Origin of the sequence: Hydrocarboniphaga sp. (assembly GCF_028291725.1) — a bacterium.
Classification (GTDB): Bacteria; Pseudomonadota; Gammaproteobacteria; order Nevskiales; family Nevskiaceae; genus Hydrocarboniphaga.
This window is the reverse complement of record NZ_JAQGNT010000024.1, coordinates 39,611-63,151: the sequence shown is the minus strand read 5'-3', so window position 1 is coordinate 63,151 and position 23,541 is coordinate 39,611. Positions and strand designations below refer to the sequence as shown.

At 63.0% G+C, this 23,541-nt stretch carries 17 protein-coding genes and 1 tRNA gene; 9 read left to right on the top strand and 9 right to left on the bottom strand.

All coding sequences use genetic code 11. From position 1 onward, the window contains the following. The 6 genes from JWQ90_RS06475 to JWQ90_RS06450 all read right to left on the bottom strand — a co-directional run. The coding region (locus JWQ90_RS06475) for a hypothetical protein (RefSeq protein ID WP_299690964.1) at positions 1-789 on the bottom strand (789 nt) is incomplete at its 3' end. Next, positions 776-2,275 carry a hypothetical protein gene (locus JWQ90_RS06470; RefSeq protein ID WP_299690961.1) on the bottom strand — a complete coding sequence of 500 codons (1,500 nt, stop codon included), beginning with the start codon at positions 2,273-2,275 and terminating at the stop codon, positions 776-778. The genes JWQ90_RS06470 and JWQ90_RS06475, both read right to left, overlap by 14 nt. An 8-nt stretch (positions 2,276-2,283) precedes the next feature. Further along, positions 2,284-5,874, bottom strand: a complete 3,591-nt coding sequence (locus JWQ90_RS06465; protein ID WP_299690958.1) for a Druantia anti-phage system protein DruA — start codon at positions 5,872-5,874, stop codon at positions 2,284-2,286. A 372-nt stretch (positions 5,875-6,246) separates the two neighbouring features. Next, positions 6,247-7,425 (bottom strand): site-specific integrase, encoded by a 1,179-nt coding sequence (locus JWQ90_RS06460; protein ID WP_299690956.1) that lies wholly within the window; start codon positions 7,423-7,425, stop codon positions 6,247-6,249. 99 nt (positions 7,426-7,524) lie between these two features. Continuing rightward, positions 7,525-7,601 (bottom strand) — tRNA-Pro (locus tag JWQ90_RS06455). A gap of 9 nt (positions 7,602-7,610) precedes the next feature. Beyond that, complete coding sequence (locus JWQ90_RS06450; RefSeq protein ID WP_299690954.1) at positions 7,611-8,579, bottom strand: polyprenyl synthetase family protein; 969 nt, start codon at positions 8,577-8,579, stop codon at positions 7,611-7,613. A gap of 255 nt (positions 8,580-8,834) precedes the next feature. On the opposite strand from JWQ90_RS06450, the gene rplU reads away from it, so the two are divergent. From rplU to proB, 4 genes are all read left to right on the top strand, one after another. Beyond that, positions 8,835-9,146: a 50S ribosomal protein L21 gene (gene rplU / locus JWQ90_RS06445; protein WP_299690951.1), complete on the top strand. Its 312-nt coding sequence runs from the start codon at positions 8,835-8,837 to the stop codon at positions 9,144-9,146. A gap of 15 nt (positions 9,147-9,161) precedes the next feature. Next, positions 9,162-9,419: a 50S ribosomal protein L27 gene (rpmA, locus tag JWQ90_RS06440; protein WP_299690948.1), complete on the top strand. Its 258-nt coding sequence runs from the start codon at positions 9,162-9,164 to the stop codon at positions 9,417-9,419. A gap of 76 nt (positions 9,420-9,495) precedes the next feature. After that, positions 9,496-10,614 (top strand): Obg family GTPase CgtA, encoded by a 1,119-nt coding sequence (gene cgtA / locus JWQ90_RS06435; protein ID WP_299690945.1) that lies wholly within the window; start codon positions 9,496-9,498, stop codon positions 10,612-10,614. Between the two features lie 4 nt (positions 10,615-10,618). Continuing rightward, on the top strand, positions 10,619-11,743 hold the full coding sequence (gene proB / locus JWQ90_RS06430) for a glutamate 5-kinase (protein ID WP_299690942.1): 1,125 nt from the start codon (positions 10,619-10,621) through the stop codon (positions 11,741-11,743). A 203-nt stretch (positions 11,744-11,946) separates the two neighbouring features. On the opposite strand, the gene rpsT is transcribed toward proB, so the two are convergent. After that, entirely contained in the window at positions 11,947-12,210 is a 264-nt protein-coding gene (gene rpsT, locus JWQ90_RS06425) for a 30S ribosomal protein S20 (RefSeq protein ID WP_299690940.1), read from the bottom strand. 159 nt (positions 12,211-12,369) lie between these two features. On the opposite strand from rpsT, the gene murJ reads away from it, so the two are divergent. The 5 genes from murJ to ispH are packed head-to-tail and all read left to right on the top strand — an operon-like array spanning position 12,370 to position 19,239. Continuing rightward, on the top strand, positions 12,370-13,938 hold the full coding sequence (murJ, locus tag JWQ90_RS06420) for a murein biosynthesis integral membrane protein MurJ (RefSeq protein WP_299690937.1): 1,569 nt from the start codon (positions 12,370-12,372) through the stop codon (positions 13,936-13,938). 34 nt (positions 13,939-13,972) lie between these two features. Beyond that, a complete protein-coding gene (locus JWQ90_RS06415; RefSeq protein WP_299690934.1) occupies positions 13,973-14,926 on the top strand; it encodes a bifunctional riboflavin kinase/FAD synthetase in 954 nt (317 codons plus the stop codon). Between the two features lie 53 nt (positions 14,927-14,979). Next, entirely contained in the window at positions 14,980-17,766 is a 2,787-nt protein-coding gene (ileS, locus tag JWQ90_RS06410; RefSeq protein ID WP_366919453.1) for an isoleucine--tRNA ligase, read from the top strand. 13 nt (positions 17,767-17,779) lie between these two features. Continuing rightward, entirely contained in the window at positions 17,780-18,274 is a 495-nt protein-coding gene (gene lspA, locus JWQ90_RS06405; protein ID WP_299690928.1) for a signal peptidase II, read from the top strand. A 5-nt stretch (positions 18,275-18,279) separates the two neighbouring features. Further along, positions 18,280-19,239, top strand: coding sequence for a 4-hydroxy-3-methylbut-2-enyl diphosphate reductase (ispH, locus tag JWQ90_RS06400; RefSeq protein WP_299690925.1), 960 nt, complete (start codon positions 18,280-18,282; stop codon positions 19,237-19,239). A gap of 84 nt (positions 19,240-19,323) precedes the next feature. Here ispH and JWQ90_RS06395 read toward each other — a convergent pair whose 3' ends face one another. Then, positions 19,324-19,824: a type IV pilin protein gene (locus JWQ90_RS06395; RefSeq protein ID WP_299690922.1), complete on the bottom strand. Its 501-nt coding sequence runs from the start codon at positions 19,822-19,824 to the stop codon at positions 19,324-19,326. Further along, positions 19,821-23,531: a PilC/PilY family type IV pilus protein gene (locus tag JWQ90_RS06390; RefSeq protein ID WP_299690919.1), complete on the bottom strand. Its 3,711-nt coding sequence runs from the start codon at positions 23,529-23,531 to the stop codon at positions 19,821-19,823. The genes JWQ90_RS06395 and JWQ90_RS06390 overlap by 4 nt, the downstream gene beginning before the upstream one ends. Between the last annotated feature and the right edge of the window lie 10 nt (positions 23,532-23,541).

Genomic DNA, 23,541 nt, shown 5'->3' with positions numbered 1-23,541 from the left:
TGTGCTCACGCGACTGCCGACTACGCTCAATCGCGACATCGGGCAACTGCTCCCGCATCGCTGGGTGCCGCCCGCCGCTCGCTGATCAACCAGCGCGGCGTCAAGGTGTCGTGGCCGCTCGCTTACGACCAATTCTCGGTTTTGCTGTAAGCGACGAAGCAGGCGCGAATCGGATTTCTCATCGGCTAGATGCTCATCTGGGAACAATTTCAAGAGATACAGGTGTTGAGAGGCGCGAGTCGATCGCTCACTTGCAGGGAGTGCGGCGAGGGCAACCGAGAACTCGATGATGTCGGATAAGGCGATCCGCAGAGCTTTACCGCGATCGATCGCGTCCCATAAGGTCCGCAGCCAGCTAACGTCCGCCTTATCCCTTTCTTCGGCACACAGTCTTTTGGTGAGATCGCGCTCGCTAATGACGCGAAAGTCGCGGAGTGAAGCCGCCTTGCTGAGAGGACGGTTGGTGATTACCGCGATTGTTCGCTGATTGAGGTTGCGCCATGCGACAGCGGCCTCCTCCTGCGCCGAAAGCAGTTCCGACATTTCGGGGTGACGCGCGATTGCCGCTTCAACGGTCGCATCCTCAGCGACCAATGAAGTGCGCAGGCGTTGACGCCGGGTAAAACTCGGCGATGCCAGTTCGTTGATAAGCGTGCCGGAGTTGAGTGGCGAAATATCTTGAGCAATGACGCCGAACTCATTGCGATCGACTGCACTATGCAGTTCAGCCGCAAGCAGTTGAGCTGCTTTGATGCCAACGTACGCCGGCGAGTCATTAGGCGACGTCATCGACATTCTCCATCAAGCCCACGACTGCCACGCTGTCGGCCAGCCTGCTGGCTAAACCCAGCGACTGAAGTTTAGATAAAAATCGCTCGCTATTCTCAGCGAGGTCGGCGCTCGGCACCGGCGATCCAGAATCGGCCAACAATTTTGCGTCTTCGAGCCGGCCGCCGACAATAATGCCCCATCTTTTGTATAGTTCCTCCAGAAAATCGCGATATTCCAGTTGCTTCCCCGCGATGTTGAACGTGCTTACGACTAGCACTTCCAGAGTCCGATCCATAGGCACCAAGCGTTTTTTGGGGTTCTTCTGCTGCGGATACAGCAGGCCGCTGCGCAATCCCAGCATGCGAAGAAATCCATCGAGGCTGCGCCCGCTGCTGCCATCCAGTAGTTCGACCAATCGACGCGGCAGTTCAGCGGCGATATCGGCCTCTGCGTCGTTCAAGTCATCTAGGACCTCATGCAACTGTTTGATGCTCGGTGCTGCGGTTGTCTTTTTGAGCTTTTCGGCGAACAACTCCGAGATGACTTCGACAGGATTCGTCCACCACGTAGAGTGCTGCTGATCGAGTAAGTCTTTCAAGACCGACGCCATGTACGCCCTGGAATCATCCAGCAGACGCCCAACGTGCTGTGTGCTCACTTCGGCCACGGTCGAGTCTCGTGATGATGAGGCATCAATCAAAATTACCCGATCAGGCATACCGGCCCACTCCCTAGATCGGGTAGCAGCATGAAAAAATACACTGATCGACGCGAGGAGCACTAAGCGCTGCAACGTCGCGATCGGGTTCGGCTTAACGGCGCTCTCGTAGCGCTCCAAATCTTCTGCAGCACTTCTCAGCCTGCGTTCAACTCCAGACAAGGGCCGTTCACTTAGGTCGATAAACGTTCGTGGAGTCTGCGATGTCCGAGTTGGTGTTGGATCATCGGCAAGAGGTACGAGTACAGCAGTCAAATCATCAACGCCGGCCAAGTCCTTGTTCGGATGTGTCAGATCGCGGAGCAAATCTAAAATCTGAAGCCGCGGCTGGCTATCGGTTCCACCCCAGAGCCGATGGACGAAGGCGCCGGCATGATCGTCTGAAACATCGCGGGTGATTGTCAGGGCAGTTGCCGAGGAGAACGACGAGAACTCGGGTGACGTGCCAAACACCGCGTTGTCTGTACCAAGGATGGTGCGTAGCAAAGGCAAAACGCGGGTAACCAAAACTGAATCTCTAAGATTTTCCTCCTCGCCCAGCCGACCCCACCGTTCCCGATTCCGCTCCAGCATTGTTCGCGCAGCTTCCAGACGGTTTTCTGGGCTCTCTTTGGGCGCTGTTGCGATCATCAACTGCTTGAGATCCTTCATGCTACCGACGACGTGGTGCTCTTCCCGCATCAGAGCATTTGCGATGTGGACAGGCTTGATCTTACCTTCCATCATCCCGAAGCCGTGCCGCTGGCGCAATTCTTCGCTGATGATTTCGCGCAGTTGAACTTCCATGGGGCTTCCTACTGCGCGCTGTCGTAGCGACGTTGACTAAGGTCTACTCGAACCTTGACACTAAGTTCGTTGGCTGGGTCCAGTAGTTCTATGGTTCGGACATGCGAACCGATTTCGGCATATTGGGCCAGCGCATCATTGAAGGTGGCCAACCGCCGTCCGATTGCTTCGGCTTGTTCGGAGCCGCCGGTATGCAGCAAGGCTGACAGGAGTTTCCGGTCGACCACGAGGCTGGCGAATCGGACGTTGTTGGGCGGCGCCAGCAGAAGATGATCGATTGCCTGTTCACCGAAAGCTGCGCGAAGAGCTGGCGCGATTTTGGGCCTGAAGAGGCCTAGCCGGAGATTCGACACGTCTCGACCAGATACCATTGCTTTGCCGTTGGCTCTAGGCGAATACGAAAGACGTGTCCAGAGGCGGAGTCGATCTTGCTGCCCGCGGTCCGCCCGGTTCCACCACTCGTTGATCAACGCGACCAGTCGGCCGACTCGGAGTTGCGGACTCTGTTGTGAGTCCTGCAACTCGCGAAACAGTTTGTCCGTTTGAGTGAGTTGACCGAGCCTGCCGTCGGGGTGCTCGAAGTACCATCGACGCTTTAAAGCTGCGAATGTGTCCGCCGAGAACTGCCGTTCGCTTTCCCGCGCTTCATCGAAATCGCGTGCGGCCAACGGCAAGAGGACGTTGCCCTGAAAAGCGGCGGCGTCGTATTTCCCACGCCAGAGGTCTTCGTCGATACGGGCCTGCGTTTGGCGTACCGGATCGAGGCCTTGCTCAAGGCTCTCAAAAATGGCGCCCTGACCTTCAAATGCGTTCCAGTAATAGTGCGCTTGCTCGTTCTGATCAGTTTTCAGCAGTTCGCTGCAACTCTTTCCGGCAAAGATGAGGTAGGAGCCGAACGCGAGAAGTTCGCGGAAGGTTGCACGCAAGCCGCGCTCAGCGACATGCTGCAATAGATCAACGAGGCGCTGTTGCACCCTTGGGTGCTTCAACATGGTTCGGTTATATGTAACCGGACAGATTACGTTGGCTGGACACTGTGTGCAGGCGGTGTACCAAGTGTCGTCGGTCAGTTTGTCCAAGGTTCGCTTGATTAGATCGGGTGCCAGAGTTCGACGCAGGCTCAAATCAATCACCACCGTTGCGCCAGGCTCCGGCGCGAACTTTTCGTTGTCTTCACTTTCCGTTGAGACATAGCTGACCAACTTCAGCAGTTGTTGACGCAGATTTTCGAGCCAAGGATGTTTGGTGCTGTAGGTCCGGATAAGCTCGATCAATGGCCCTTCATTGATCGCGATGCAGAAGGGCCTATTTTCACTGCGAGCCGCATTCCAGCGCTCGATCACATGATCTTGGGTCACGGCGCTGGCATCGATGATGACTTCGGCCTTTGCCGCTTCCAGATCGGATTTTAGGAGTCGAATCGTGTGCGTTTTGCCATCGCCAGCATTGCCAGTAATTACTACCGAGCCACCCGCCCTTACGATCTTCCGCACCACGTCATCGAGCGCGGTCTTGACGTTCAACTCTTTTAGCCGGGCAATTGAGACATGATCGCTATAGGCGCTCTCGTCCCGATAGAGTTGTCGAATGAAAGCCGTCTTTTCATTCTCAACGGGTGTCTGTGCCATATCGCGCTCCTTTGCCGCTGTACCCACCGAAAAGGGAAAGACGTGAGACGCTGTCTGAACGTCATGGATTAGACGTGACACTCGTTCCTTGAGTGGTGTCGATTGCCCTGCCGCCACCAGCGCCGGTACGTGATCAACGCGACTGGCAAGCCATCGGCTCCGCCAGTAAGCGGCAATATCTGCATCGCCTTCTTTTGTTCTCGGAATGCAGTAGTCCGGCTGGCTATCGACGCCGAGGAGGTAACGCACGGTGTTTCGCGCCAGGTGAACGCCATACACGATGCGTGGCATGCCGTGATGAAGGAGGTTCGTTCGGCTCAGCCCCAGCGCAGCGAACCCTTCGCGGAGTTGGCGAAGCTTCGGACTTTGCCCTTCACCGAATACGAAATTGACGTTCCGATAAGTCCGAGTAACTTCAGTTAACCGATCGAGCGTTTCTTCGGTTTCAGAACTGAGATTTGGCGAGCCATAACCTTCGGACACACCGTAGTCGTCGAAATGAATTGCCGTGTTCTGTCCTGTCACCGTGCCGGCCGGCAGTGACACGCGGTTGTACTGTGAGGAGCGCTGGGTATAGAGGCTGGACGTGCCCAGAAAGACGAGCGCAGGCGGCTTGACGATCGGCCTGCCTGCCATCTGGCTGGCTATAATGCTATAGCCCGTGTCGTATCGAGTTGCGTAGTCGTCGGCCACCCTCCGACTCATCATCATCAGGCACGCCAGTTTTCCCGACAAGAGCCCGCTATAAGGGGGCACTCCACCGCAGACCGTGATTTCCATCATGGCCGTGGCTGAGAACGCTTTTTTCAGCTGACGGAGGGACTGATTGACCGCCCATTCACCCTCAGACTGGGTCAGAAGATCGGCGATCGAGGTAGCATCCTTTAATTCTCGATAGGCGCGAAGGACTTCCCTGATCGCGCGCGCGCGCTTCGCGCGAAATAGTGGCGTCTTGGCCATCGCCTCCAGATCGACATCTTCGACTCCGCTGATTCGAGATTCCGAGACGCCGTCTTCCTCCCCTTGCTTGAGGCGATCCGTCCGCATGCCTGTTGCATCGCTTTCGATAATCGAAAGTTGATCTAACAATCGATTGTCGATACTCGCTGGAAGACCTGCAGCGATTGGCATATCGGCCACGTAGATTTGTCCGAGATCATCCAGAAGACGGCGCCGGAAGGCGTCGAGCGCTTCGCTCTCGGAAACGATGCCGGCTTCGATGTTTCTCTTCAGCCCTTCCACTGTCCAGCCAAGCACTACATCGCGCCGCCCCAACTGCATGACTGCATTGCCGAGCGCCGTGATTCCCATTACGGGGTGAAATGGCTGGGCCGCGTCTCGGATCAGGTAGAAGAGATTTCGGCCGGGACTGCTTCGATACCGGGTAGACCAGTTGTGGCGAAAATATCGCCAGATATCAATCAAGCGGATGCCGGTGTGCTCGTCTCGCGCGTCACCATCGACCAACTGAAGATATGGCTGGCAGACACCGCTCAGCGCTGCGTCCCTCTGCTCTCGCGGCAGAGCGCTGATCGGTTCAAGTTGGACGGCTAAACGTCGACCGTCGGCGATTAGATCAGTGACGGATCGGCAAGAGGAAAACCGACCGGGACGTTCCAAGTTCAGGATGAATCGCCGCGTCGCCGGCTCAGCAAGTTGATCGTCTCGACCGAACTCCAACTGCTTTCTGATGGCCTGCTTTGCTGGACCATCCGTGCGGGTGGCGGGGCGGACAAAAATTGCACCCGCCTCATTCTTCAATTCCCAGCCCATCGAGACGAGGTCGCGTAATAAAAGAGCTGATGCGCGGGTCCGAAGGCTCTTGAGGTTGTCTGGATTTAATCGCTGGGCGATGTGCTGCAGCGATTGGGCCGATTGCTTCGGGTCCGCGGTAATTGCTGCCGCGAGAGTTGAGTATCCCGAGCCGTCGTCATCGAGCTTGGGTGAAAAAAGTCTCCAGTCGTCCAGCATGTAGTTCGCTTCCCCGCGCCTAGCGTCCTTATTCTGCCCGGCGATTGGGAGGTGATCATTACTAGCTGCCGTGGACGCACGCCTTTCGGTGGCGTTGGACTTCATACGTTTCGGTCGCCCTTTTATGTATTTGAACCTCGTGCCTGTTGAGGCACGAATCGTCCCCTGCCAACCTCGTGTAGAACCCCAGCAGCGGTTATTTGATCCGCGGCGCGCGCCGGCTGGAAACTAGGCTGCGCTCAGCAGTCGCCCGATGAGATTAGCGCACGGACAGCACTCTGTCTCATATAAATAATTGGCCTCACCACCAAACCGCGAGGCTCAAGTTGCTTTCAGACAGTTTGTCGACCAGTTAGTCTGGTGTTTATGCCACTACTTGCCCGATGCCGGAACAGCGGCAGGGGCTGAATTGAGGCGGCGAGCTATCTCCGAACGGCGCGGGGCGACGTAGCGGCGCAGCATCCGGATATCTTGATGCCCTGTCATGTCTGCAAGCATCAATAGGTCGCCGTCCAGCACTGTCGCTAGCCGGGTGGCGCCAACATGGCGAAGATCATGAAACTTGAAGTCTTCAAGTTCCGCCCGGCGGACGGCTCGTTTGAATTGCTGGGAGAGTGCGCTGGCAGTGATCCCGCCGAAGACGTAATGGCCTTTGCCTGTCGGCTTGGGGAGGCTCTCCAGAATTTCCTGTACACGGGGAGAGGCGGGAATTGTTCTGGTCTCCGGCGCCTTGCTTCGTGGTGTCTTCTTGTTCTTGAGGGTGACCGTGTGAGATGCCTTGTCCACGTCCTCCCAGCGCAGCGCAAGAATCTCGTTCCGGCGAGCGGCAGTTTCCATCGCGAATTCGACGATCGGCCACAACCAGGAGGAGCGCGATGCCTTGAGGGATGCGTAAGCACCACCATCGCTGGCGCCTTGCCCGACCGTGCAAGCGTCCCTCAGTCGAGCGATTTCTTCGGGGCTTAGGGTTCGATTGCGGCCGGGAGGCAGAGCGAGGACATTGCTGCGCCGATGATCCAGCTTCGGCCGACCGCGAGGAAATGTGATCCCGTGTTCGTGCTCAACATGAGCCAACGCGCGATTGAGAAGTCCCAACTCGTGCTTTACTGATTGCGGAGCGACCGTGCGATTCAATTCCACCGTGCCGCCGCCCTTGGTGCCGGCGCCGCGTCTGACGCGATCAGTCAATCTGGAATCGCGGTAGCGAGCGAGTTCGATCGTGGTGAGCGCTGACAGCGAAATGTTGCCGAGACGCTTCTTGAGATTGTCGGCCTTCGGCGGCTCAAACGCAGCGGACTTCAGATGCGGAACGACTTCAGCGAGATAGATATCGAGCGCCCGCGAGATCGTCATCTGATGAGCTGCGGTCGGGTCGACCCAACCGCCTGCCTCGATGTCGCCTTCAACTTTACGAGACCACTTTTCGGCAGCCGCCTTGGTCAGGAAAGTCTTGGTCTGCCGGCGAGCACCACGCTTCGTGATCGTCGCATCGTATTTGACGGTGCGCTTACCGTCTTTGCCGACCTGCTCGCGCTTGCGTATGGAGGCCATCGCCATCTCCTCGTGCAGATAGAGTGCAGATGGAGCATTTTACGCCGATTGGAGGGTCGGTGAAAGCCAAAAAAACTTGTTCTAATTCATCGGGATATTTGGTCGGGGCGACAGGATTCGAACCTGCGACCTCTTGCTCCCGAAGCAAGCGCTCTACCAAGCTGAGCTACGCCCCGAATGATCTTTCAGCTGGCCCGTGTGAGGGCGAAACTGGCCAGATCGAGCAGCGTTTTTTTGTATGGCGAATCGGGAAGATCGCCTAACGCCGCGGTCGCCGAAAGCGAGTAGGCCTCGGCGAGGGCGCGAGTGTACGGGATGGCGTCGGTCGCATCAACGGCTTTCAGCACCGCGTCCAGCTGCGGTGCGCCGTCGCCGCTGAGGGCGGCGCGGACCAGTGCCGCCTGCTCGGGCGTGCCGGCGCGCATCGCGTGAATCAGAGGCAAGGTCGGCTTGCCCTCGGCGAGATCATTGCCAACGGCCTTGCCGCTGACTTCGGGGTCGGCGGTGTAGTCGAGCACGTCGTCGATCAGCTGGAACGCCATGCCGAGCTCGTGGCCGTAGCGGCCCATGGCCTGTACCTGCTGAGCCGTTGCGTCGGCGGCGATGGCGCCGGCCTGCATCGCGGCGCGAAACAGCACGGCGGTCTTCAACTCGATCACGCGCAGGTAGCGGGCCTCGTCGACGTCGGGGTCGCCGGCGTTCATCAGCTGCAGCACTTCGCCTTCGGCGATCGCGTTGGTGGTGTCGGCCATCAGCCGCATGACCGGCATGCGGCCGCTTTCGACCATCATCTGGAAGCTGCGCGAGTAGAGGAAATCGCCGGACAGCACAGCCGCCTCATTGCCCCATTGGGCATTGGCGGTGCGCCGGCCGCGGCGCAGGTCGGAGTGATCGACGACGTCATCGTGCAGCAGCGTGGCGGTGTGGATGAGTTCCATCACCGCTGCCAGCAGTCGCGGCTGTTCGCCGGTGGCGCCGAGCGCTCTTGCCGACAGCAGCACCAGCGCCGGCCGCAGGCGCTTGCCGCCGGCGGAGACGATATAGCCGCCAACTTCGTTGATCAGGGCCACTTCGGACGACAGCCGTGCGCGGATGATCCGGTCCATGCCGAGCATGTCTTCGGCGATGGGCGAGAGCAGGGTTTTGAGGTCCATTGAGACGGGCCGAGGATAGGCCGTGGATGCTAGGGGGATGAGGACGAAGGGTCAAACCCATCGACGGCACTGCTCTCCAATAGAGGCTCTCGCGGCTCGCTTGCCATTTAATATGTGATGCTGGCCGCCGGCCCGGGATGTGACAAAACCACTGACGAAAACATTGACGAGGCCGGCCTCGATCTCTAGAATCGCGCCTCCCTAATGGCCGGCCCCGCGCTCGCCATCGTTCGGACCCGTCTTTTGGAGCAGCCGATGTACGCCGTGATCAAGACCGGAGGCAAGCAGTATCGCGTTGCCGACGGCGAATACCTGAAAATCGAAACCCTGGTTGCCGACGTCGGCGCGACCGTGTCCTTTGACCAAGTCCTGCTGGTTGGCGAGGGCGAGAGCGTGAACGTCGGCGCTCCGCTGGTTGTCGGTGGTGTGGTCACGGCCGAAGTGCTGCGCCACGGCCGCGGCGACAAGATCCGCATCATCAAGCATCGCCGCCGCAAGCACTACCACAAGGAACAGGGCCACCGGCAGAACTTCACGGAAGTGAAGATCACCAGTATCTCTGGTTAAGGTTGGAGCACACAAATGGCACATAAGAAGGCAGGCGGCAGTACCCGTAACGGCCGCGATTCACAGAGCAAGCGCCTCGGCGTGAAGCTGTTCGGCGGCCAGGCGGTCATCGCAGGCAACATCATCATCCGCCAGCGCGGTACCCAGTATCACCCGGGCACCGGTGTCGGCATCGGCAAGGATCACACCTTGTTCGCCAAGACCGACGGCAAGGTCGCTTTCGCGACCCGCGGTCCGAAAGGCCGCATGTACGTGGACATCGTCGCGGCCTGATGTCCAGTGTAGTACCGAAAGAGCCCCGTTCTTACGGGGCTTTTTTGTGCATGAAGCACCCTGAGGTTGTAGTGAAATGAAATTCGTCGACGAATCACAGATCGAAGTCATCGCCGGTGACGGCGGTGGCGGCTGCGTCAGCTTCCGCCGCGAGCGTGCGATTCCGTTCGGCGGCCCCGATGGCGGCGACGGCGGCGACGGCGGCAGCGTGTTCGCTGTGGCCGACGCCAATCTCAATTCGCTGGCGGATTTCCGCTTCAACCGCGTGTTCCGCGCGCAGCGAGGCGAGAACGGCCAGACCTCGGAAATGACCGGCCACGGCGGCGACGATCTCGAGATCCCGATGCCGCTCGGCACGCTGGTCTACGACATCGAAACCGAGGAGTTGATCGGCGAGCTGACCCATGTCGGCAGCCGCATCAAGATCGCGCAGGGCGGCTTTCACGGCCTGGGCAATCGGCGCTTTAAATCCAGCACCAATCGCGCCCCGCGGCGCTCCACGCCGGGCTCGCCAGGCGAGCGCCGCGATCTGCGGCTAGAGCTGTCGCTGATGGCCGACGTCGGCCTGCTCGGCATGCCCAACGCCGGCAAATCCACGCTGCTGTCGTCGGTGTCGGCGGCGCGTCCGAAGATCGCGGACTATCCGTTCACCACGCTTTACCCGCAGCCGGGCGTGGTATCGGTCGGGCAGAGCAAATCCTTCGTGATGGTCGACGTCCCCGGCCTGATCGAAGGCGCCGCCGACGGCGCCGGGCTCGGCATCCGCTTCCTGAAGCATCTGCAGCGCACGCGCCTGCTGCTGCACATGGTCGACGTATTGCCGCCGGACGAAAGCGACATCGCCGAGAACGTGCGCGTGATCAGCGGTGAGCTGATCGCTTTCAGCGAGCAGCTGGCCAATCGCGAGCAGTGGCTGGTGTTCAACAAGATCGACCTGCTACCGGAAGAAGAGCGCCAGGCGCTGATCGAGCGCACGCTGGCCTCGCTGAACTGGGCTGGCCGCTGGTTCGCGATTTCCGCGGTCACGCGCCAGGGCTGCGACGTGCTGTGCCGCGAGGCGATGATCTGGGTGGATGCGCAGGCGCCGCGTAGCGAGGACCAGCTCGACAAGCCGGAAGTCGACGAATCGGCCGATGCCGATCCGCGATCCAATCCGGATTCGGGCGCGTCGACGGAAGACGATCAGCAGAGCTAAAGGCATGGAACGCGACAAGCTGACCCGCGCCAGGCGCTGGGTGATCAAGATCGGCAGCTCGCTGGTGACCGCAAAAGGTCAGGGCCTGGATCGCGCCGCGATCATCGACTGGTGCGCACAGATCGCCGCGCTGCGCGCCGAAGGTCGCCAGATCGTGCTGGTGTCGTCGGGCGCGGTCGCGGAAGGCATGGCGCGTCTCGGCCTGAAAAAGCGCCCCTCGGATCTGCACGAGCTGCAGGCCGCCGCCGCGGTTGGCCAGATGGGCCTGGTGCGGGCCTGGGAACTGGGCTTCGAGCAGCACGGCATTCTCGCAGCGCAAATCCTGCTGACGCACGAAGACATCGCCGATCGCAGCCGCTATCTGAATGCGCGCGGCACGATGAACACGCTGCTGGAGCTGGGCGTGGTGCCGGTGGTCAACGAGAACGACACCGTCGCCACCGACGAGATCCGTCTCGGCGACAACGACACGCTGGGCGCGATGACCGCGAATCTGATCGAGGCCGATCTGCTGGTGATCCTGACCGATCAGGACGGCCTGTTCGACTCCGATCCGCGCAGCAATCCGGATGCGAAGCTGGTGTCCGAAGCCTCGCTGGCCGATCCGCTGCTGGCGCTGATGGCCGGTGACAGCAAGGGCGTGCTCGGCCGCGGCGGCATGCGTACCAAGCTGTCAGCGGCGCATATCGCCGCGCGTTCCGGCGCCGCCACCGTGATCGCGCACGGCCGCGCGCCGGAAGCGCTGCTGCAGATCGGGCGCGGGCTGAGCATCGGCAGCCTGCTCAAGCCGGCCCAGGGCGTGATGGGCGCGCGCAAGCGCTGGATCGCGGGCCAGATGCAGGTGCGCGGCCAGTTTCACCTCGACGAGGGCGCCGCGCAGGTGCTGCGCGGGCAGGGCAAGAGCCTGCTGCCGGTCGGAGTCAAACAGGCCACCGGCAACTTCGAGCGCGGCGATCTGGTGGCCTGCCTGGATCCGAGCGGGCAGGAGATTGCGCGGGGATTGTCGAACTACGGCATTGCGGATGCGCTGCGCATTCTCGGCGCGCGTCGTGACGATCTGGCGCAGCGGCTCGGCTATGTCGGCGAGCCGGAGATGATCCACCGCGACAACCTGGTGCTGGTTGGCTAGCCGACGCGCGCTGGCTGGCTATTCGAACTGTAGGAGCGGACCTTGTCCGCGATTGTGCCGGTGAAGCCTCAGTCGCGGACAAGGTCCGCTCCTACAGTCGTGGTATCAACCGCGGTCGCACAATCTGCCGCCCAAACGAAAACGCGGGCCTTGCGGCCCGCGTCTCATGCGTCAACAACAAGCGCGATCAATCAGGCGATCGATCAGGCCATGGCCTTGATGTGCGCGATCAGGCGGCTCTTGTGACGGGCGGCCTTGTTCTTGTGGATCATGCCGCGGTCGGAATAACGGTCCAGCACCGGGACCATTTCCTTGTAGGCGGCTTCGGCGGCGGCCTTGTCCTTGGATTCGACGGCCTTGACCACCTTCTTGACGTAGGTGCGGATCATCGAACGCTGGCTCGTGTTGCGGGCACGGTTGACTTCGGACTGGCGTGCGCGCTTGCGGGCACTGGCGGTGTTGGCCAAGACTTAACTCCTAAAACTGGAAAAAATGAGGCGACAAATCGAAGGGGCGCTAGTATTGTGATCGACCCCCTTCTTGTCAATGCATGCCACCCCAAAAAACGGGGAATCGGCGTGCCAACCGGCCAGCGGCTGCCTGAATCACCCTGAATCAAATCATCTATGGCCCGATCGCTGCTGAAATCGACCAGCGTGGTAAGCGGTCTGACCCTGGCCTCGCGCATCCTCGGCCTGGTGCGCGAGATCACGCTGGCACGGGCTTTCGGCGCCGGCCCGCTGCTCGACGCGTTCTTCATCGCGCTGATGCTGCCCAACCTGGGCCGCCGCATTTTCGCCGAAGGCGCGTTCAGCCAGGCCTTCGTGCCGGTTTTCACCGAGACCCGCAGCCAGCAGACCCACGAGGACGTGCGCGAGCTGACCGCGGTGGTGATGGGGACGCTGGGCGCGATCCTGGGCCTGGTCACGGTGATCGGCTGTTTCTGTGCGCCGCTGATGGTCTGGGCCTTCGCGCCGGGTTTCCGCTCCGACCCGGCCCAGGCCGCGCTCGGCGCCGAGCTGCTGCGCTGGACCTTCCCCTACCTGATGTTCATCTCGCTGACCTCGATGGCCGGCAGCATCCTGAACAGCTACGGCCAGTTCGCGGTACCGGCGGCGGCGCCGGTGATCCTCAACGTCTGCATCATCGCCTCGGCCTGGATTTCGGCCGATTCGGTCATGGTGCTGGCCTACGCGGTGTTCGTCGCCGGCGTGCTGCAGTTGTTGTCGCAGCTGCCGTCGCTGATGCGCCTGCGTCTGCTGCCGCGGCCGCGCTTCCGGCCGCGCGATCCGCGCGTGCGGCGCATCGGCAAGCTGATGCTGCCGGTGGTGATCGGCTCGTCCGTCGCCCAGGTCAGCCTGCTGCTGAACACCAGCCTGGCGACCCTGATCGCCGACGGCGCGGTCAGCTGGCTGAACTTCGGCAGTCGCCTGATGGAATTCCCGACCGGCATCTTCGCCATCGCGGTCGGCACGGTGATCCTGCCGTCGCTGGCTTCGCACCACACCGAACGCTCACCCGAGCAGTTCTCCGACACGCTGGACTGGGGGCTGCGGATGATGCTGGTGCTGGGTCTGCCGTTCGGAGTCGCCCTGGTCGTGCTCGGCGGGCCACTGACCGCGGCGATCTTCGGCCATGGCCAGTTCGACGCGCACGACGTCGAGATGACCACCTGGGTGGTCTGGGCCTATGGCTTCGGTTTCATGGGTTTTGCGCTGGTGAAAGTGCTGGTGCCGGGCTTCTATGCGCGCCAGGAAACCCGGCTGCCGGTGCGCTTCGCGACCATCGGCCTGGCCGCCGGCATGCTGTTGAGCCTGGCCAGCTTCATCACGGCGCGGAGCCTGAAGATCGAGGGCGCGCACGTCGGCCTGGCGCTGTCGACTTCGCTGACCGCCTGGGTCAACACGGTGCTGCTGTACCGCCGGCTGCGCAGCGACGGCATCTACCGGCCGGCGCCGGGCTGGCGCCGCTTCGGCCTGCGCCTGCTGGCCGCCAACGGCCTGATGGCCGCGGTCGCGATCTATGGCGCCGGCGAGCTGGCCGAGTGGACTGCTCTGGACGCGCTGGCCCGGGCGCTGCGCCTGGCGGCGGTGATCGCGGCTTGCGGCGCGGTCTATTTCCTCAGCCTGTGGGTGCTGGGCCTGCGGCCGCGCCATTTGCTGATGGCGCGGGGTCGCGGAGCGGGACAGGTATAATTCGGTCTTGCCCTTTGGCCCTAAAAGTCCACGCATGGAGCTGATCCGCGGCCTGCAGAACCTGCGCGATAGCCATCGCGGCTGCGTGCTGACCATCGGCAATTTCGATGGCATGCACCTGGGCCATCGCGCGCTCGTGGCGCGCACGCTGGACGGCGCGCGCCGCACCGGGCTGCCGGCCACCGCGCTCACCTTCGAGCCCTCGCCGCGCGAATATTTCAGCCCGGCCGATGCGCCGCCGCGCGTGCAGACTTTCCGCACCAAGATCGCAGCTTTGGCTGGCAGCGGCCTGCAGCGCACCGTGGTCGCGCGCTTCTCGAAGGCGGTGGCGTCGATGAGCGCGGACGAATTCGTCGATCAGCTGCTGGTGAAGACGCTCGGCGTCGGCGCCGTTGTCGTTGGCGATGATTTCCGCTACGGCAGCCACCGCGCCGGCACCGTGCAGACGCTGCGGGACGCGGCCGAGCATCATGGTTTCGAACTCGGCGTGGTCGACAAAGTCTGCGTCGGCAACGAGCGCTGCAGCTCGACCGCGCTGCGCGAGGCGCTGTCGGTGTCGGATCTTGCGCGCGCAGCGCGCCTGCTCGGCCGGCCTTACAGCGTGCTCGGCCGCGTGCGCCGCGGCCTGCAGCTGGGCCGCACGCTCGGCATGCCGACCGCCAACATCGACCTGTTCCGGCCGCTGGCGCTGCGCCAGGGCGTGTACGCTGTACGCTGCCGCGTCGACCGCGGCACCGTCTGGGATGGTGTCGCCAGCCTGGGTATCAGGCCGACGCTGGGCCTGACGCGCTGCCTGCTGGAGGCCCATCTTTTCGGTGAACCCGGCGATCTCTACGGCCACGAACTCATCGTGGAATTCTGCGCCTGGCTGCGGCCCGAGCTGAAGTTTTCTTCGCTGGACGAATTGTCCGCGCGAATGCAGCAGGACGCCGACGATGCGCGACGGATTCTCGCGCTCTCAATGCACAAGACCACTGAGCCGACGTGAACGACGCAAACGACTACAAGAGCACGGTCAATCTGCCGCAGACCGCGTTCCCGATGCAGGCCAACCTCGCCAAGCGCGAGCCTTCGTTCCTGGCGAAATGGCAGGGCGAAGACCTGTATGCGCGGGTGATGTCGGCGACTGCCGGTGCAACGCCGTACTACTTCGTCGACGGCCCGCCGTATGCCAACGGCGACATCCACATCGGCCATGCGGTCAATAAGGTGTTGAAGGACATCGTCGTCAAAAGTGCGCGCCTGAACGGCCACCACGCGCCGTTCGTGCCGGGCTGGGATTGCCATGGCCTGCCGATCGAACTGCAGGTCGAGAAGAAATTCGGCAAGGTCGGCGAGAAGCTCGATGCCGCGGCGTTCCGCGCCGAATGCCGCCAATATGCGCTCGAACAGATCGATCGCCAGCGCGTCGACTTTCAGCGCCTCGGCATTCTGGCCGACTGGCACAAGCCGTATCTGACGATGCAGCCGGCATATGAGGCCGAGCAGTTGCGTGTGCTCGCGCGCATCGCCGACAACGGCCACGTGGTGCGCGGCTTCAAGCCGGTGCACTGGTGCCTGGATTGCGGATCGTCGCTGGCCGAGGCTGAGGTCGAATATCAGGACAAGCAGTCGGCGGCGATCGACGTCGGCTTCGAGGCGGCCGATCCGGTTGCGCTCGCAAGGCTGTTCAACGTTGAGGTCGAGGGCCCGATCCGGCTGGTGATCTGGACGACGACGCCGTGGACGCTGCCGGCCAATCAAGCGATCGCGGTCAATGCTGATCTGGACTACGCGCTGGTGCGTTTTGCGAACGCCGGCTTGCTGGTGCTCGCGGCCGAGCTGGTCGACGACGCGGCCCGGCGCTACGGCGACAGCGCCAGCGTGCTCGGCACCGTCAAGGGACTGGAGCTGCGCCGGCATGCGATCCATGCACGCCATCCGCTGAAGCCGGCCACGGTTCCGGTGATCTCCGGCGAGCACGTCACGCTCGAGGCCGGCACCGGCCTGGTACATACCGCGCCGGCACATGGCGTCGACGATTATCTGGTCGGCAAGCAGAACCATCTGCCGGTCAGCAGTCCGCTGACGTCTTCGGGAAAGTTCAGCGACGAGGAGCCCGTGGTCGGCGGCCTGCATGTGCGCAAGGTCGACGAGCCGATTCTGGCCGCGCTGCGTGAAACCGGCGCGCTGGTGCGTCACGCGGTGATCACACACAGCTACCCGCATTGCTGGCGCCACAAGACGCCGCTGATTTTCCGCGCGACGCCGCAGTGGTTCGTATCGATGGAAGCCGCCGGCCTGCGCGCCGCCGCGCTCGAGGCGATCGACGCGACGCGCTGGATCCCGGCCTGGGGCCGCGAGCGCATCCGCGGCATGATCGCGGATCGTCCGGACTGGTGCATCTCGCGCCAGCGCACCTGGGGCGTGCCGCTCGCGCTGTTCGTGCACAAGGTCACGCAGGAAAAGCATCCGCGCACCGGCGATCTGCTGCGCGTGGTCGCCGACAAGGTTCAGGCCGAAGGTCTCGAAGCCTGGTTCGGCAGCCAGGTCTACGACTGGTTGCCGCACAGCGAGGCCGACGATTACGACAAATGCACCGACACACTCGACGTCTGGTTCGATTCCGGCAGCGCGCATCAGTGCAGCTTCGTGTCGACGAACCCGGGCGTACTCGACGAGCACGGCCTCGCGCCGCTCGCCGACATGTACCTCGAAGGCTCGGACCAGCATCGCGGCTGGTTTCACTCATCCTTGCTGACCTGCGTCGCGATGCGCCAGCGCTCGCCGTACAAGGCGGTGCTGACGCATGGCTTCACGGTCGATGAGCAGGGCCGAAAGATGAGCAAGTCGCTCGGCAATGTGGTCGCGCCGCAGCAGGTGACCAAAACGCTGGGCGCGGACGTGCTGCGCCTGTGGGTCAGTGCCAGCGACTACAGCGGCGAAATCGCGATCAGCGACAACCTGCTCAAGCGCATGGCCGATGCCTACCGGCGCATCCGCAATACCGCGCGTTATCTGTTGGGCAACCTCGACGGCTTCGATCCGGCGACCGACGCGGTTGCGCCGGGCGAGATGCTGCTGATCGATCGCTGGGCGGTATCGCAGGCGGCGCAGCTACAGGCCGAAATCCGCCAAGCCTACGCCGACGCACAGTTCCATCTGGTCTACCAGAAGCTGCACAACTACTGCGTCACCGATCTTGGCGGCCTGTATCTGGACGTGCTGAAGGACCGGCTCTATACCACCGCGGCGAAGAGTCTCGCGCGCCGCTCCGCGCAGACCGCGCTGCTGCACATCGCCGAGGCGATGGTGCGCTGGATCACGCCGGTGCTTTCGTTCACCGCTGACGAAATCTGGCAGCTGCTGCCGGGTGACCGCAGCGCCAGCGTGTTTGCGCAGCGCTGGTACGAGCTGCCCAAACTCAATCTTGCCGAGGACGGTGTCGACTGGCCGCTGCTGGTCGCCACGCGTGTAGCGGTCAAGAAGACGCTGGAGGATCTGCGCGCGGCCGGCACCATCGGTTCGGGCCTGAACGCGGAAGTCTCGATCTACGCCGACACCGATCTGGCGAGCGCGCTGGGAGCGCCGGGCGAGGAGCTGCGCTTCTGGTTCATCACTTCCGGTGCCAGGCTCGCGCCTCTCAGCGCCAAGCCGACCGATGCAAGCGAGCATGAACTCAGCAGCGGCGAAAAGATCTGGGTGCACGCCAACGCATCACAAAACGCCAGGTGCGAGCGCTGCTGGCACCAGGTCGCCGATGTCGGTGCAAGCGCCGCGTATCCCGGCCTGTGCGGCCGCTGTGTGTCCAACGTGCACGGCGCCGGCGAAGCTCGCCGCGTGATCTGAGCGGACGGTTCCGATGCCGAAATTCCGCAACGTGCATTGGCTCTGGCTGACCGCCGTGGTGATGCTGATCGATCAGGTGAGCAAGCAGCTGGTGGTCAAGAACATGGCCTGGTACGACAACGTGGCGCTGATGCCGCATCTGAACCTGACGCATCTGCACAACACCGGCGCCGCGTTCTCGATGTTCAGCGGCTCGTCACCGCTGGTGTTCGTGTTGATCGGGGTCGTCGTCAGCGTCGGCATCCTGGTGTGGATGCGGCGCAACCCGCATGGCCAGGTGCTGGTGGCGGTCGCGCTGGCGCTGATCATGGGCGGCGCGCTCGGCAACGTCATCGACCGCGTGACCCGCGGCTACGTGGTCGACTTCATCGACTTCTACTGGGGAACCTGGCACTTCGCCGCGTTCAACGTCGCCGACTCGGCGATCAGCGTCGGCGCCGGTTTCATGGTGCTCGACGTTATTCTCGAAGCGCTGCGCAAGAAGCCTGCACCGACTCCTGGAGTCTGACAATCATGGACATCCTGCTCGCCAATCCCCGCGGTTTCTGCGCCGGCGTCGATCGCGCGATCGAGATCGTCGAGCGTGCGCTCGAACAGCTCGGTGCTCCGATTTACGTGCGCCACGAGGTCGTGCACAACCGCTTCGTCGTCGAGGGCCTGCGCGACAAGGGCGCGGTGTTCGTCGACGAGGTTGACCAGGTGCCCGAAGGCGCTGTCTGCATCTTTTCCGCACATGGCGTATCGCAGCAGGTCCGCGACGAGGCCGCCAAGCGCAAGCTGACGGTGTTCGACGCGACTTGCCCGCTGGTGACCAAGGTGCACATCGAGGTCAAGAGCTACTCGCGCGAAGGCCGCGAAGTGGTGCTGATCGGCCACGCCGGGCATCCCGAAGTCGAAGGCACGATGGGCCAGTTCGATTCGAGTTTCGGCGGGCACATTCACCTGGTCGAAACTCCGGATGACGTGCTCAAGCTGAGCATCGCCAAGCCCGAGCACATGGCCTACGTTACGCAGACGACGCTGTCGATGGACGACACCGCGCGCGTGATCGACGCGCTGCGCGCGCGCTTCCCGATGATCAGCGGGCCGCGCAAGGACGATATCTGCTATGCGACGCAGAATCGCCAGGATTCGGTCAAAGATCTGGCCGCCGCTTGCGACGTGCTGCTGGTGGTCGGTTCGCGCAACAGCTCCAACTCGAACCGCCTGCGCGAACTCGCCGAAAGCCGCGGCACCGCGGCCTATCTGATCGATGGTCCGTCGGACATCCAGCCGGCTTGGCTCGACGGCAAGCAGCGCGTCGGCGTCACCGCCGGTGCGAGCGCGCCGGAGGTGCTGGTCGAGCAGGTGGTCACGCGCCTGAAGGAACTTGGCGGCACGACGGCAGCGGCGCGCGAACTGCCGGGCCGCGCCGAGCACATCGTGTTCTCGCTGCCGCCGGCGCTGCGCCGCGCGACGGCACGCAACGAGTAGGTTGGTGTAGGTTGGGGTGAGCTTGCGAACCCCAACATCAGCGCGGACGAATGTTGGGGTTCGCAAGCTCACCCCAACCTACGACTACCGCGACCAGCAGTCCGCCGCGGTACCCGCCGATGCCAGCCGGATGCCGCTCGAAGTCAGGCACAGCGTGCTGCAACCGGTATCGCGGGCCTGGGTGCCGACCGGCGTCGCGATCAGCGTATAGCCGCCGATCGCGGCCGAGCCGGTGGCCGGGCAGGTGCCGCTGGTGGTCAACGCCGCGATGCTCAGCGAATAGATGCTGTTGCTGGTCTGCGTCGCCGAGGTCGAGCCGTCACGTGACAGGTAGGTCGTCAGCCCCAGATCGGTCACCGCGTTGGTATAAGCTTTCCGGTCGACGAAGTAGGTTTCCTGCGCCGCGCTCATGCTGACCAGCGCCGCCTTGCCGACCGCGCGGCTGGTGCGCAGCGTGTAGATCGAATACGCCGGCAGTGCGATCACCGTCAGCAAGCCGACGATCGCAACCGCGACGATCAGCTCGATCAAGGTGAAGCCGCGCCGCATCTCTGGCCTGGCAGCGGTCATCGCGCCGGTGTTCAAGGCTGGGTCTCGTCGTCGCCGCGCCGCTCGCGCCAGTAGATCGTATAGGGATCGGTCGATTGCAGCTTCAGCGTCGAGGCGTTCTGCGCCAGCGCGTTCGCAGTCAGCGTGTTGAATTCGCCGGGCAGGCCGGGCGTTGCGCTGGCCTGGCTGCGCTGGCTGCCGTCGCTGTCGTTGATGAAGCTGGCGACCGTGGGCCGTGAATCGCTGAGCGCCAGGCCGTACACCTTGCTGCTGCCCTCGGACGGTGTGCAGGTCTGAGTGCTGCTGTTCGGCGGCGTGTAGGTGCTGAAGAACGCCGTGCCGGCCGCGCTCAGCGGCTGCGACAGCACTTTCTCGCCGCTGCCGGCGAGCTTCACTTTCCAGCCGGTGCTCAGGTCCGTTGATGCCGCGCAGCTGGCGGTGCTGGAACTCGCGCAGACCGTGGTCAGATCGGCGAAATCGCTCGGGCCTTTCAGCGCCGCGTCGGTGGTGATCACGCTGGCGGCCGGCAGGCCGCTCGCGGTGCGCGTGTCGCGGAATGCGTAGAAATAATTCTCGGTGGTCACGTTGAGCGGATCTTCGCGATCACCGGAGCCGAACACCACCATGTCGTAGTTGCCGGTCACGCCGCGGTACGGCGCGTAGTCCGGTGCCTGGAAGAAGCGGCGATCATTCGTGACGTTGCTGCTGCGATAACGGCCGAGGCTGGCGATCGGTGACAGCGTCCACTTGGTCCGGTCGCTGCCCGGGAAATCGCCGCGCCAGACGCGGCCGCCGGTGTCGGCCACATACAACCGGTCGGTCAGGCCATCGCCGTCACTGTCGACGATGGTCACGTCCGAGGGAATGCTGTTGGTCAGCAGCGGATGCGCGAAAGCCTTGGTGGTCGCGTTGAACGGCGTGCTGCTGCTGAACGTGCCTTGCACCGCCTTCCAGATCAGATCTCCGGTCTGTGCGTCGACGATGTAGATCGCGTTGCCGGTGGTGTCATCCAGGCCGACGCGGCCGTCGCTGCCGCGGTAGTAGTCCTTGCCGATCTTGTTGTTGGAGCTGTCGCGGCCGCCGTTGTAGCCGCCGGCGAAAATCAGCACCGGCTTGGTCGTCGTGGTGCTGCCGCTGGTGACGCTCATGCGGCCGATCTGCGGATTGGACAAAGTCAGCGCCAGCTCCGAGTACAGGCTCGCCGAGCCCGCGACCAGGCCGCCGCTCTGGTACAGGCCGTCGGGGCCGATGCGCCACAGCAGGCTCGGCGAATCCGGGTTGGTCACGTCCATGCCGTAGTAATAGCGGCCGCTGCGGCGCAGGCCGAAGTACATCCAGGCGTGATCGTTGGCGTTGCCCGATTCGATCTTGCCGTCGGCCGCGCCGCCGCTGCTGCTGCGATCCTGCAGCAGCACCGCCGGTGCGCCATCGACGCCGTAGGGCAGGCTGGCCACGCTGGTGTTTTCGCGCAGCACGCTCTGCTGCGACATCACCGCGCGCGGCATGAAACCCCAGGTTTCGACGCCGTCGCTGTTGCGCACCATGCGCATGAAGCCATCGGCGGCGCCATACACCACGCGGATATCCGGGCTGCTGGTGGAATAGCCGCTACGCGCGCCGTAATTGATCGCGACCGGCCGCGAATGCAGCAGGGCGCCGTGCATCCAGTCGCGCGCGACCACGCCGCTGACGCTGGTGCCGGTGCCCAGCGGCGCCGCCGTGGTGCCGACATTGAAGCCGCGCGCAAACAGCAGCAGCGAGCGCCGCAAAGTGTCGTCGGTGGTGGTGGTGCCGGTGACGCCGAGATCGGTCTTCAGCTCGTCGCGGACCGTTTGGGTGTCGGCATCAAGGCCGTTCAACGCAAGGCTGGTCGCGGTGATCTTGTCGTAGTACAGCGTGCGCTTGGCGTCGGCGTTGACGCGGCCGGGGTTGCCGCCGCCGCCGAACAGATAGCCCGGGATCTTCTGGCCGGCACCGCCCAGCGTCGAGCTGCGTCCGTCGACGGTGACGCCGCTGCCGAGCAGGTTGGTGTTGGTCCAGTAGGTCAGCGCGGTGGTCTTGATGCGGCCGTCGCTGCCGATCGCCAGCGCGCTGTTGGCGTCGTAGTACTGGTAATTGCCGCTGCTGTCGGCGGCGACGTTCAATTTTTTCAGATTACCGTTCCAGCGCGGCCGCTGGCTCAGATCGGGCTTGAACTCGGTGAAGAACGCTTCCGGCCGCACCACGCTGGGCGAAGTCAGATCCACCGTCAGGCTCGGCGTCACCAGCGAGGCGTCGACGTCGATCACCGGCTTCAGCAGCGAGGCCGCGGTCTGGCCGAGGCCGAGCAGGCCGAGGCTGTTGGCGTAGCTCAGCAGCGTGGCGCCGGCGTTGCCCAGCGTCGCGGTACTGGTCAGCAGATCCTGGATCACGAAGAACGAGCGCAGGTTGATGTTGTTGCCGGCGCTGTCGGTGAAGCCCGGAGTCTTGGCCTTGCTCACCACGTCGCCCAGCGTGATCGCGCCGCTCGCCGGCAGCCCGGGCAGATAGGCGCGCAGCGTCGCGTCGGACTCGGTATCGCGGATGTTGTTGGTCAACATCAGGTTGAGCACGTTGGCGGTGCGGCACTCCAGCGGCGGCTTGACGTAGTTGCCGTTGGCCAGTTCGATGGTGGTGTCGCGCACCAGCACGCCGGTGAGCCCGTCCCAGCGCGCCAGCGGCGCGTTGTAGATGTCGTTGCCGGCCAGGTAATGCATCAGTTCGGCGTAGATCTCTTTGCCCTGATACGGCGGTAGCAGTTGCGTCGGCGTGGTCAGCGCGGTGGCGGCCAGCGCGGTGACCGAGTTGAGCAGATTGGGCAGGCTGAGGATATTGGTCAGCGACGTGGTCACCTTGGTCAGCAGCGTGCTGACGGTTCCCTGGTTCACCAGCGGCGTGAACCCGATCAGCATGTAGGCGCCGTTGCTGCAGCCGGCGGTGGTTCGTCGCGCGCCAGGAATGCTCGCCAGATCGGCGAAGGCGCAGGTGCTGGCGGGCGAGCCGGTCGAATTGGCCCGATCGGCGTGCGAGAGCATGATCGCGACGTTGGTGTTGATCAGGTTGCTGAGGATCGATTCCAGCGTCGAAATCAGGCCCACCTGTCCGAGGTTCAGGATGCCGCTGAAGGTGCTGTTGAGTAGTCCGGTGACCACTGACGGCAATTGGCCGACCGCCGTGCTTAGCAGCGGATTGAGTAGACCCGAGACCAGCGTGCCAACGACATCGGTCACACCCAGTAAGCCGAGCGCGAGATTCAAGGCGAAGCCCACAAGCGGGAGACCTGTAACCGGCGCGACGAGAGCACATACCGAAACGAGCAATGAGGAAACCGCAGAGGCTCCGAGAGTGCTGACGAGGGAGCTGACGATTCCGCACAATTGAGTGACGTTTAAGGTATAGAGCAGAGTCGTCAGAAGTGCCGTCGGGTTGCTGGTGACGCCGCCGAGCAGGTCCGACAGAATAATGGTGTTGGTGATGTTCAGGCACAGCTGCGGTGAATCCGGATTGTTCGGGTTGCTGGTCTGGGTCAGCACGCTGTTGCAGATGCCGAGCAGGTTCAGGTCCAGCACGATCACCGTGTACGGCGGCTTGACGCTGTTGGCGGCCGGGTTGGTGTAGATCTCGATGTCGTCGGCGTAGGCGTTTTCGGCCTCGATCACGATCGAGAAGCAGACGAATAGTCCGAGGAAGATCGCGAGCAGTTGTTGGCGGAGTTTGTGGGTCATGGTGCTGTTC

Coding starts and splice junctions, on each gene's coding strand:
- JWQ90_RS06460 (WP_299690956.1), bottom strand. CDS start 7,425: ATGGCCTCCATACGCAAGCGCGAGCAGGTCGGCAAAGACGGTAAGCGC.
- ispH (WP_299690925.1), top strand. CDS start 18,280: ATGGACATCCTGCTCGCCAATCCCCGCGGTTTCTGCGCCGGCGTCGAT.
- cgtA (WP_299690945.1), top strand. CDS start 9,496: ATGAAATTCGTCGACGAATCACAGATCGAAGTCATCGCCGGTGACGGC.
- JWQ90_RS06470 (WP_299690961.1), bottom strand. CDS start 2,275: ATGGAAGTTCAACTGCGCGAAATCATCAGCGAAGAATTGCGCCAGCGG.
- JWQ90_RS06450 (WP_299690954.1), bottom strand. CDS start 8,579: ATGGACCTCAAAACCCTGCTCTCGCCCATCGCCGAAGACATGCTCGGC.
- ileS (WP_366919453.1), top strand. CDS start 14,980: ATGCAGGCCAACCTCGCCAAGCGCGAGCCTTCGTTCCTGGCGAAATGG.
- proB (WP_299690942.1), top strand. CDS start 10,619: ATGGAACGCGACAAGCTGACCCGCGCCAGGCGCTGGGTGATCAAGATC.
- JWQ90_RS06415 (WP_299690934.1), top strand. CDS start 13,973: ATGGAGCTGATCCGCGGCCTGCAGAACCTGCGCGATAGCCATCGCGGC.
- rplU (WP_299690951.1), top strand. CDS start 8,835: ATGTACGCCGTGATCAAGACCGGAGGCAAGCAGTATCGCGTTGCCGAC.
- JWQ90_RS06465 (WP_299690958.1), bottom strand. CDS start 5,874: ATGCTGGACGACTGGAGACTTTTTTCACCCAAGCTCGATGACGACGGC.
- lspA (WP_299690928.1), top strand. CDS start 17,780: ATGCCGAAATTCCGCAACGTGCATTGGCTCTGGCTGACCGCCGTGGTG.
- JWQ90_RS06390 (WP_299690919.1), bottom strand. CDS start 23,531: ATGACCCACAAACTCCGCCAACAACTGCTCGCGATCTTCCTCGGACTA.
- rpmA (WP_299690948.1), top strand. CDS start 9,162: ATGGCACATAAGAAGGCAGGCGGCAGTACCCGTAACGGCCGCGATTCA.
- murJ (WP_299690937.1), top strand. CDS start 12,370: ATGGCCCGATCGCTGCTGAAATCGACCAGCGTGGTAAGCGGTCTGACC.